Source organism: bacterium, from assembly GCA_037143175.1.
Classification (GTDB): domain Bacteria; phylum Verrucomicrobiota; class Kiritimatiellia; order CAIKKV01; family CAITUY01; genus JAABPW01.
This window is the reverse complement of record JBAWZF010000077.1, coordinates 1-9,810: the sequence shown is the minus strand read 5'-3', so window position 1 is coordinate 9,810 and position 9,810 is coordinate 1. Positions and strand designations below refer to the sequence as shown.

The window sequence follows — 9,810 nt, the reverse complement described above, 5'->3', positions numbered from 1 at the left end:
CGGACCCTGTATTCGGCGGAAGTGCCGCATTGCATGGCGAAGAGCCGGACGACGCAGGAAACGATTCCGCTGGGGGATGATGGGGCGGAGGTTTGGGGGGCGATTATCCGCTGACGCGGATAATCAGTTGTCAGTGGGCAGTAGGCGGTTGGCAGTAAGAAAATAAGGGAGTCGCGGCACGGAGTGCCCCTCCCACATTAAAGAAAGGATAGGACGATGGCTTTGATTCAGGAAGGTACTTATGAGGGGTTGACTGTGGCGGCGAGCATTTATGAGGCGCCAAGTGGGGCGGTGATGTGCTCGATGGTTGTTGATGTGGGCGGTTCGCATTTGAAGGGCGGGATCTGTCTGGTTCAGAAGGATGGAACGCTCAGCGAGCGCGGGTTCAAGGATGTGCAGACGATTTTCGGTTGGTCGGATTGGGACTGGTCGAAGTGGGATCAGGAGCCGGAGGCCTTTGCCGGCGCGGCGGTGCAGGCAGTCGTTGAAACGATCCAGGGTGACCGCGGGGAATTCTCGTCCATTAAATACATCAACCCGTCGGGCGGCGGTCAGCGGCTGGAAAAGGCGAATGCGAAGGGATTGGCGGCGAAGTATGGCGCCAGAACCCGGGCTCTGTTCGGCGGAGTGCCCTCGGCACCGGTGACGAGGACACCCCCGCCTGCGCCCAAGACTGCACCGCCGCCCCCCACTCCGCCTCCAGCGGCGGCGGTCACTCCGTCCACGATGGAGGAATGCTGGGATCAGTTCTGCCAGGTCAACAGCAGCAAAACGGAATTGGAGCTTTATGACCTGTGGCCGAAGTTCGTCAAAGAGGTGACCGGCAAGACCCAGATGGAGGTTACTCCTCAAGGCTGGGGCAAGGTGAGGGACGCGATCGGGGGGATGCTGCCGTACTAAGGGAGTGAGATGTGAGACGTGAAAAGTGAGATGTGGGGAGTAGGGAGTGAGACGTGAGGAGTGAGCTATGCAGGAACTTTTGATTGAGAAAATCCGCACTGATGGCGGGGTGCAGAGCCGGGAGCGGATCAGCGATGAGTACGTTGATGAACTGGCCGAACTGATCAAGGCCGGAAAGAAACTGCCGCCAGTTGATGTTTACAACGACGGAACGGACATATGGATGTCGGACGGTTTCCATCGTATCCACGCCCACGTCAAGGCGAACAAACGGACGATTCGCTGTGACGTGAAAAAGGGAACAAAGACTGACGCGATGTGGGCGAGTTGTGCGGCGAATCAAAATCATGGGCTCAGACGCACCAATGCGGACAAAAGGTATGCAGTGGAAATGGCACTGAAAATTAACTACCGGAAGAGCGACCGCGCCATTGCCGACCATGTTGGTGTGAGTGATACTTTCGTAAGCGGACTAAGGAGTCACGTGCCAACGGTTGGCACCTGCGAACGAATCGGCAAGGATGGAAAGACCTACAAAGTGCCCCCTCCGCCCGGTACCCCGAAGCCGACGAAAGATGCTAATTCGCAAGAGGATAAGCCCTTCGACAAGGGTCAGGGCAGGCCCAAGAAGATCCCGCCGCCGCCCTCGGGGGAGACGGGAGTTGGCGGGGGACAGTCGACATCCGCCTCCGGTACTACGGCGGACATGGTGGGCAGTAAGATCAACCCTCACCCCAGCCCTCTCCCCTCTCCGCCACAGGCAGATCTGCGACAGGGAGAGGGAGAAGAGAGGGAAGGAAAGACGCCGCCCCCGCCCCCACCCCAACCGAAAGAGCGCCTCGACGAGGTCGGAAAGACGATTCCGGATCACCTTTGGCCGCTCTGGGATCGGGGCGACGAAATAGCCCAAATGGCGTCCACAGTGACCCGGATTTCTAACCAAATCCGCGAAATGCACGATGAGGGGGATTTGGTCATTTTGGACGGCAACGGGCAGGCTATTGTGGCCGCGCTCGAAACTGCCAAGCAGGCACTCAAGGCCAACATACCGCATGCCGTTTGTCCATACTGTAAAGGAACACTTTCCCAACACTGCCGGTTCTGCAAAGGGCGCGGGATCATTGGAGAATTCCAATACAAACACGTCCCTAAGGAGTTGAAATCATGCATGCACCTTTAACTGATGATCTGGAAAAACAGGTTGAACGGGAACATTGGAGAAATGCCTGTACGCAAATACTGACGCACGCTCAAACATTGGAAGCAATCGGAGCTAAACTGGAGTTTGATTTAGTCCAGATGGCGGCAGAGTGCCAGCGGTATAAGACCGCACTTGAAACGATCAAGTCCGTCACTACCGATCCGGATATCCAGGATCTGTGTGACGATGTTTTGACGGACCCGGCGGAGGTGCCCACGTGAAAATGCGGCCGTACCAGGACGAATCTGTGCGCCGGATTGAGGCTGAATGGCAGACAAACAGGTCAACCCTGCTTGTCCTGCCAACCGGCGCCGGAAAAACCGTCACGTTTGCGGAGGTGATCCGCCGCGCCTTCCCTCGCCGGGCCCTCGTCCTGGCACACCGCCGCGAACTGGTTTATCAGGCACGTGACAAAATAGCGGCCATTACCAGCTGGCGTGTGGACATTGAGATGGGCGATTCACGCGCTGACATGGGGTGCATGTTTGGCGGGCCGCGGGTTGTGGTGTCCACCATCCAAACCCAGTCATCAGGCGGCGACGGGGCCGGACGGATGACCCGATTTGACCCGCGCCTGTTCGGCGTGGTTGTGGTGGACGAAGGACACCACAGCACGTCCCCGCAATGGAAACGCGTGTTGGATTGGTACACGAAAGGTAATCCCGATATCCGCGTGCTGGGTGTCACGGCGACGCCGGATCGGGCCGATGAGGAGGCGTTGGGGCAGGTTTATGACACCGTGGCCTATGATTATGAGATTGCCGATGCCATCAAGGACGGCTGGCTGGTGCCTGTCACCCAGCAAATGGTCCATGTCGAAGGATTGGATTTCAGCCTATGCCGGACCACCGCGGGGGATCTGAACGGGGCTGATCTGGCAAAGGTGATGGAGTATGAGGAGAATCTGCACCGGATCGTGGCACCGTCCGTTGAAATCATTGGCAACAAGCGGAGCTTGGTATTCGCATCGAGTGTTTCCCATGCCGAACGGATGGCGGAGATGTTTAATCGCAGCCGGGAGGGCATGGCGGCATGGGTATGCGGCGAAACACCCGAGGATGAGCGGAAGCGGATTCTTGATGATTTCAAGACGGGCCGCGTCCAGGTGGTGTGTAATTGCGCGGTCCTGACAGAGGGGTTTGATAATCCGGCCGTCGAGGTGGTCATCATGGCCCGTCCGACGAAAAGCCGCTCGCTTTATGCGCAGATGGCGGGGCGCGCCTTGCGGCCCGCAGACACCATTGCCCATGAACTCAACAACCATGAAAGCGGTGAGGCTCGCCGGGCATTGATCGAAGCCAGTGAAAAACCCACCGCGCTCATTGTCGACTTTGTCGGCAATTCCGGACGCCACAAACTCTGCACTTCCGTGGATATCCTCGGCGGCAAGGTTTCCGAAGAGGTGCGGGAGTTGGCCATCCGCAAGTTGCAGGATGGCCAGCCCCTGCGTGTGGATGAGGCGTTTGACGCGGCCGCCGAAGAGGAACGACAGCAGAAAGAGCGGGAGGCGGCGCGCCGGGCCCGCCTGACGGCGCGTGCCAAGTTTTCGACGCAAACCATCAACCCGTTCGACGTGTTCGACGTCAAACCTGTGGCTGAGCGCGGCTGGGATCGGGGTAAGCAACTGAGTGAAGGCCAGGCCAATGTGCTTCGCAAGCAGGGTATCGATCCGGAATCGCTCCCCTATGGTCAGGCCCGGCAAATCCTCAATGAACTCTTCCGGCGATGGGATGCCGGGATGTGTTCCTTCAACCAGGCGAAAATCCTGCGCAAGCGAGGCATGCCCACCGATGTCACTCGGGAGGTGGCCGGTCAGATGATTGATGGGATCGCCGCGAAAGAAGGATGGAAAAAGAAAGAGAGTACAACGTGACAGAACTGGAAACACTAACCTTGAAATTAATGGCCTTTACCATCGTATGGGATACCGCTGTGGCAAAGGGAATAGTGATCCGACCCGAAAATAATGTGATCGATCACCTTTGCAGCTATGTCATTGATTCATACAAGGAGAAGGCCCGCAAAATAATCGCCGAATACGATCAGAAGGCTAGCGAATGACTGTCTGGCGACGCGTCTCAAGACAACACCCCTGCCCCATTTGCAACCGGCATGACTGGTGCGGGGTGGCGGCGGACACCGGTGCCGTGTGTTGTATGAGGGTGCAATCCGACCGGCCAACCGGAAACGGTGGCTGGTTACATGGCGGAGTGGTGCGCGCCTGCCCCCCACCCCGCGCCGTCCCGGCTATTGGCTACGAGCCACCCGATTTCAACGCCGCCCTGTGGTGGCAGACCGTACGCTTCGTCATTACCTGGAACCACATGGAGTCCTGGGCCAGAATTTTGGGCCTCCCCATTGACGCCCTGGACGTTATGGGCGCCTGCACTCTGGGCCAGATGCTCGCCTTCCCCATGTATGACGGCACGGGCCAGATCTGCGGGATCCGGACGCGGAACCGGGACGGGACAAAGCGGGCGGTCATCGGCAGCCGGGCCGGTGTGTTTATTTCCCCGCATTACGACGGCGACGAACCGCTGGTGTGCGAGGGCCCGACCGATGCGACCGCCGCCCTGGCCCTGGGGTTCTGGTCGATCGGGCGCCCCTCCTGCACCGGCTCCGAGCGGCATGTGGTGGACACGTGCCGGCGCCTGGGAATTAAACGCGTGACGATCTGTGCCGATGCTGACGGACCGGGGATCGCCGGGGCCAAGAAACTGGGCGATGTTTTGCTGGCCGCAAAGATCGGCATCCGCATGGTGACGCCGTGTGGTCACAAGGATTTGAGAGATTGGTTTAAGGCCGGGGCTACGCGCGCCATGGTTGACGCGCAATGGTCCCAGGCGGAATGGAGGTAAGGGAGTTTTATGGAAAGTATGTACCTGCATGGTGCCGAGGATGTCGCCCAGGCTGGCCGCAATGTGGCTAGCGGTGCAGAGGTGATAAGGTCGGCCGTAAGTAATTTGGAGGATATCACATCCAGGCATCAGCGTTTCATGGACGACTGGCTCGATCGTTTGGAGTCCATCCTGGAGTCCGACAGGACGGCACGGGAACGCGACACCCCTGGGAACAAATGTGGACGGGAGGTCAAGTCGTGAAAATACGCGATAAACGATTAAAAGATTATGTGGACGTCTCGGATACGGAATGTCCCGCACGAGATTGCTACTGGCCCCGCTTGGATCCTGGTGTCTTCACGCCGGGGGTAGGTTACAAGACACGCTCACCCAGGAGTTTACCCCAATGGCTTTGCGGCAATCGAGAAATCAGAGGATGTCCGGCGAAGTATTGCCATACGTTGCCTGACGATAAAAATAGCGGGGAGGCAAGAGTATGAAATCACCTTCTTTCCCCTGCTATGTAAACAACCTGCTCGGGAGCGGCCGGGTTGCATCAATGTCGAATGCCGAGTTCGGGGCGTATTGGCTGCTCCTGTGCCGCGCCTGGAATGAAGACGATTGTGGCCTCCCCGACGATGACGACATTCTGGCGGCGTGGTCACGATGCTATGGGGACTGGCCGAAACACAAAGCCAAGATCCTCCGGTGCTTCAGAGCCGAAAACGGGCGGCTCTATAACGACAAGTTACTGTCATGTCGCGCGGATCAGAAATCTTATCGAGAGATGTGTTCTCAGGCAGGAAAAATCGGAAACGCAAGGCGATGGGGTGGCAATCGCCCCCCGATCGCCCCCCGATCGCGACCCGATCACAACCCGATCGGGGTCACATCGCTTTGAGTTTGAGTTTGATTAGTCAGGGGGGGCGTATGGATAAAATCTTAGACAGGTTAGATGTAAGGATACCCCCCTCCCCCCCTCACCGAAAAAGGAAAACCATGGGAATTAAAATTGAAGACCTACCGCCCCGTCTCCAGGCGCAAGCTCGAGCCCAGCTCGAGAGTTACGCCAAGCCGGCAGGATCCCGGACAATCGTTCCGGAGTTGCCCCCCACCCCGACACCTGTCCCTGCCGCCGATCGCGGCAAGCGTGGGCATCGGAAGCCGAACAAAACGGAAACCGATTACCGGAAGACATACCTACGTGGGAAGGATGCCAGGTACGAGGCCCTAACCTTCCGGATGGCGAACGGTCACCGGTACACCCCCGACTGGGTCGTCTTCACCGACAAGGGGAAAATCGAATGCCACGAAGTCAAGGGCGGCTACGCCCTGGGGAGCGAACAACGGGCACGCCTCGCCTTTGATCAGGCAAAGGTCGAGTTCCCCTGGATCATCTGGGTATGGGCGAAAAAGTCAGCAGGCAGTTGGCAGGTAGCAGTAGGCAGAGAGGAGAACAGCAATGGAATGTCATAAGTGCAAAGTCAGGGCTGATATTGAAGCGGGGAAGTTTGCTCGCAAACCATTTGCCGAGACCCCCTGCGCAAAGTGCGAGCTCAAAGAGAACTCGGACTACACGTTGGAGTACGAAGAAAGAAGAAGCCAGTTTGCAGTTTGCAGTGAGCAGTCTGCTGAAGGCGATGAAGTGCACTTGCCGATCTCTGTCATGAGGGAGGCAATGGTTGAATTCCTGCGCCTGCCCCCAGAGATCCGGGACATAGTTTGTTGGCGGTTTGCCGGCATGCCCTACCGGGACATTGCGACCATTCAAGGCATCACCATCGCAGCAGTAGAAATTCGGCACTGGCGCGCAATGAAGAAGTGGCCGGCACTCAGGGCACTGTTCGCGGCCAAGGCGGCCAAGCAATCACGTAGAAAAAACACGGAGCACAAAAGAGAATGAAAAAACAGACAGTTGAAGAATTGAGGCAGGAAGAAGCATTGATTTTGATCTGGATTCGGGACGTTACAGCCCCGAAACGGGCGCGATTACGCGAGATTCGATGCAAATTGAATGGTGTCTTACACCTGGAGCTCAAAAAAGAGAAAAACGGAGTTTTAGCGAAACCGGCTAATACCCAAGTAATTAGATAGACTTTGACGAAATTACGTTCAGGAAATTACAGGCACGGCGTGGCACACGCGGTGGGGGCCCCATGGTCAGTTTGCAGTAGGTAGTGAGCAGAATACGGAGAAAGGACCCGAGGGAAGGGACGTTACGCCTCACCGTACGGAGAACCCGTAGCGGGTGAGCCGTACGGTGGAGGCGATGGTTGAGCGACTACTGTGGCTATTGAGTCTCCCGCGGCTTTGGAGATTCGGGTGTAGCGGAAACGCTATAGTACCGAATATTGTTCTCGGCTTTCGTCTCCTGGATTTGCACTTTGACGGGTGTGACGGCCCCCTCGCGTACTGTAACCGTGACGGTCTGGACACCAAGCGTCCCAACGCACGCAAGCGTGAAGTCCTGGTTTCCAGGCGCAGCGGCTACTTCAACAGCTTTGTTGAAGGAAAGTAGCTTTTGCCCGAGTATCCCGAGTGTTGGGCCTTCGCTGGCACGAGACATTCGCTCGTACATATCACGACCATATTTTACCTGCGCTGCCTTTTCTAAATTGGCACGGCCGGCGCCGATCCGAACCGCGAGGTGTCTGTCTGATGCCTCAGCCAGATAAAAGTTGACATAACCTTTCTTATCACCTTGCGGAATAGTGTCGATGACAGCCACTGTGGAACACCCGACGAGCATTGCGACGACAAACAACTGAAGGGGTACCAACAATGTCCGACAACTACGCGGCAATGATGCGCCGACCTTCTCGAATGGTGGTGAAAATGTGTGCATGTGTCTCCCTTACGTTTTGCTTTAACTGCTCTTCGGGGCGTTGGGTGATCAATGGGTCTCCGCAATTGTGGCTCCAGTCGCAAGGTCAACGACCTTCAGTCGGAGATCTTTGATCTCGGGAAACTGTTCTACATCATATGTGAGTCTGTAGGTCTTTCCGGATGTCACAGCGAACGTCACGCACGCTTCGTCGATGAACATAGGGCCGCCGCGCATGGGAGTTATTGTGACATTCTGCGTCTTCACCGCGCCGGGTGTGGCCTGGTAGTATGAGATACATATCGTGTGAGTTCCTGGCGTGAGAAGGACCTGTGTAGCGTGCTGCCATGCGGGATCAGCACGATTGTCAATGCTGTCGATGACCGCTGACTGCATCATCCTGGGTAGCCACCACTCAGCAGATACGACGTTGAGCGTCGCGGGTGACACAGTGGACGTTGCCGAGTCATATGCAGTGACACGGACTGTGGTGCAACTCGTCATTGCAAGAAGGAACAGAGATGCGACTGTCGAGAATCGAAGCTGCGTGTTACTACGGGCTTTTGATGGATGCACGATTCATCTTCCTTTCGACTGTTCAACGCCCAAAATTATATTATGCGTCACGCATAGCGTGACGAAATTCCGTTAGTTCCAATGAATCCGTCACACCTATAATTGGCGAAGATCAAGTCTGACGTGGATTGCATACCTATTCATTCCTTCCTGATGGACTAATTTCTACTACTTGCTTAGCTAACTGTCAAAGAACTTAGCGATGGCCGGGGGCGGCGTAGCCGCCTCGGCATCTGCCGCCGTAGGCGGCTTCGAGTGAAGCAAAAACATTCCTGACCGATCAGGCAAAGGCAAGGGTCATTTGGGTTTGAGGAGTTGATCGAGTTGTTTGGAAGCTGAACTGATGGTGCTGCGGAGCAATTCGAGTTCGGATGCTGTTAAGAGTTCCGAAGGAGAGGAGATAACGGGCCTGACTGTTTGTGAGTTCTTCCGGTGTTTGGGCGATGCCGGCTTGGCGGATGAATGAGGCAAAGGCGTTGAGTCCGAATTTGGTGTCGAGGGCATTGATTGTTTCCTTGGTGAGATCGATTTCGAGAGATGAACCTGTGATGATTGAAAAACTTCCGGCCAGGGCGGAGAAGGCAACCACCTTCCCCCCGTGTGATTCGATGAACAGGCGCAAAGCCTGAACGGTTGAGCCGCTCGTGATTACATCGTCAATGACGATGTAATCCTGACCGGCGATAACAGTGCCGGAAAACTCGGGACGGTTCAAGAGCCGATGCATGGCATCCGAATCCGTGTGATGTGTTTTGTTGATTTGCACGATGCCGGTTTCGACCTGGAGTCCGGCCAATGAGCCGATGAACTTGGCGAAGGCTAGCGGCAGCATGTTGATGCCCGTGCGCTCTGTCCCCAGAACGGGAACAACCATAGCGCCGGGGTGCTGTTCGCCCAGGCGTGTGATCCGCTCCTGTCTTGAGAGATCCCTGACCAGATTCAAGGCAGCGATGGTGTTGCCTGCCTTTGCTGATGTGAAATCTCGATGGCGGCGCATTGCCGCAATGCTTGTGTGCGCATGCACACTTTTGTCCAGCTCGACGGCGGATACCTGAGCTTTCATTTCAGAGATTTGCCTGACTGTGACCCCGTTTTTCATGTTTCCTTGTTCCTTTCTGTTGTTTGGCGTTTTCATTTGTTTTGTCCTGCCCTCCGTTCGGTGACCCTCGCTTTCGCTAGCATTTGAAGCGAGGGACGCCGGGCGGAGGTCAGGGCGAAAACGCCAAATAAAGGAACGGGGAAACGGTGCGACCCGACATAGACCGGCAAAAGCAAAAGGCGTGATCCCGCGTACTCGCGGGACGTAGCCGCGTCTCGGTACTCCGAACGTGGGCGCGACTTTTGCGGCCGGGCTTTGGCGGGGCGCAGAAGAAACGGGGGTCACAGACTGGCTACCTTTCCCGCGAATGCGGGACTTCGAATGCAATGAGCGAAGTTTCAGCCATAAGGCAGTGAGCAGTAGCCAGTGG

14 protein-coding genes are annotated in these 9,810 nt (G+C 56.6%); 11 read left to right on the top strand and 3 right to left on the bottom strand.

Translation table 11 applies throughout. From position 1 onward, the window contains the following. The first annotated feature begins 216 nt into the window (after positions 1 to 216). The 11 genes from WCI03_14490 to WCI03_14440 all read left to right on the top strand — a co-directional run bounded on the left by WCI03_14490 (position 217) and on the right by WCI03_14440 (position 7,035). Positions 217 to 900 carry a hypothetical protein gene (locus WCI03_14490; GenBank protein ID MEI8141061.1) on the top strand — a complete coding sequence of 228 codons (684 nt, stop codon included), beginning with the start codon at positions 217 to 219 and terminating at the stop codon, positions 898 to 900. 67 nt (positions 901 to 967) lie between these two features. Next, positions 968 to 2,080 (top strand): ParB N-terminal domain-containing protein, encoded by a 1,113-nt coding sequence (locus tag WCI03_14485; GenBank protein MEI8141060.1) that lies wholly within the window; start codon positions 968 to 970, stop codon positions 2,078 to 2,080. Then, positions 2,065 to 2,322, top strand: a complete 258-nt coding sequence (locus tag WCI03_14480) for a hypothetical protein (GenBank protein ID MEI8141059.1) — start codon at positions 2,065 to 2,067, stop codon at positions 2,320 to 2,322. Before WCI03_14485 ends, WCI03_14480 begins: the two co-directional genes overlap by 16 nt. Before the next feature lie 2 nt (positions 2,323 to 2,324). Continuing rightward, entirely contained in the window at positions 2,325 to 3,974 is a 1,650-nt protein-coding gene (locus WCI03_14475) for a DEAD/DEAH box helicase (protein MEI8141058.1), read from the top strand. Further along, positions 3,971 to 4,162, top strand: coding sequence for a hypothetical protein (locus WCI03_14470; GenBank protein MEI8141057.1), 192 nt, complete (start codon positions 3,971 to 3,973; stop codon positions 4,160 to 4,162). The genes WCI03_14475 and WCI03_14470 overlap by 4 nt, the downstream gene beginning before the upstream one ends. Further along, positions 4,159 to 4,959 (top strand): hypothetical protein, encoded by an 801-nt coding sequence (locus tag WCI03_14465; protein ID MEI8141056.1) that lies wholly within the window; start codon positions 4,159 to 4,161, stop codon positions 4,957 to 4,959. The genes WCI03_14470 and WCI03_14465 overlap by 4 nt, the downstream gene beginning before the upstream one ends. A 9-nt stretch (positions 4,960 to 4,968) precedes the next feature. Then, positions 4,969 to 5,202 carry a hypothetical protein gene (locus tag WCI03_14460; protein MEI8141055.1) on the top strand — a complete coding sequence of 78 codons (234 nt, stop codon included), beginning with the start codon at positions 4,969 to 4,971 and terminating at the stop codon, positions 5,200 to 5,202. Positions 5,203 to 5,437: 235 nt separating this feature from the next. Then, entirely contained in the window at positions 5,438 to 5,842 is a 405-nt protein-coding gene (locus WCI03_14455) for a DUF1376 domain-containing protein (GenBank protein ID MEI8141054.1), read from the top strand. Between the two features lie 98 nt (positions 5,843 to 5,940). Beyond that, positions 5,941 to 6,417 (top strand): hypothetical protein, encoded by a 477-nt coding sequence (locus tag WCI03_14450; GenBank protein MEI8141053.1) that lies wholly within the window; start codon positions 5,941 to 5,943, stop codon positions 6,415 to 6,417. After that, entirely contained in the window at positions 6,404 to 6,844 is a 441-nt protein-coding gene (locus tag WCI03_14445; protein ID MEI8141052.1) for a hypothetical protein, read from the top strand. The genes WCI03_14450 and WCI03_14445 overlap by 14 nt, the downstream gene beginning before the upstream one ends. Then, a complete protein-coding gene (locus WCI03_14440; GenBank protein ID MEI8141051.1) occupies positions 6,841 to 7,035 on the top strand; it encodes a hypothetical protein in 195 nt (64 codons plus the stop codon). Before WCI03_14445 ends, WCI03_14440 begins: the two co-directional genes overlap by 4 nt. Positions 7,036 to 7,231: 196 nt before the next feature. Here WCI03_14440 and WCI03_14435 read toward each other — a convergent pair whose 3' ends face one another. From WCI03_14435 to WCI03_14425, 3 genes are all read right to left on the bottom strand, one after another. Further along, entirely contained in the window at positions 7,232 to 7,705 is a 474-nt protein-coding gene (locus tag WCI03_14435) for a hypothetical protein (protein MEI8141050.1), read from the bottom strand. Between the two features lie 129 nt (positions 7,706 to 7,834). Beyond that, positions 7,835 to 8,164, bottom strand: coding sequence for a hypothetical protein (locus WCI03_14430; GenBank protein ID MEI8141049.1), 330 nt, complete (start codon positions 8,162 to 8,164; stop codon positions 7,835 to 7,837). A 457-nt stretch (positions 8,165 to 8,621) separates the two neighbouring features. After that, positions 8,622 to 9,440, bottom strand: a complete 819-nt coding sequence (locus WCI03_14425; protein ID MEI8141048.1) for a phosphoribosyltransferase — start codon at positions 9,438 to 9,440, stop codon at positions 8,622 to 8,624. Between the last annotated feature and the right edge of the window lie 370 nt (positions 9,441 to 9,810).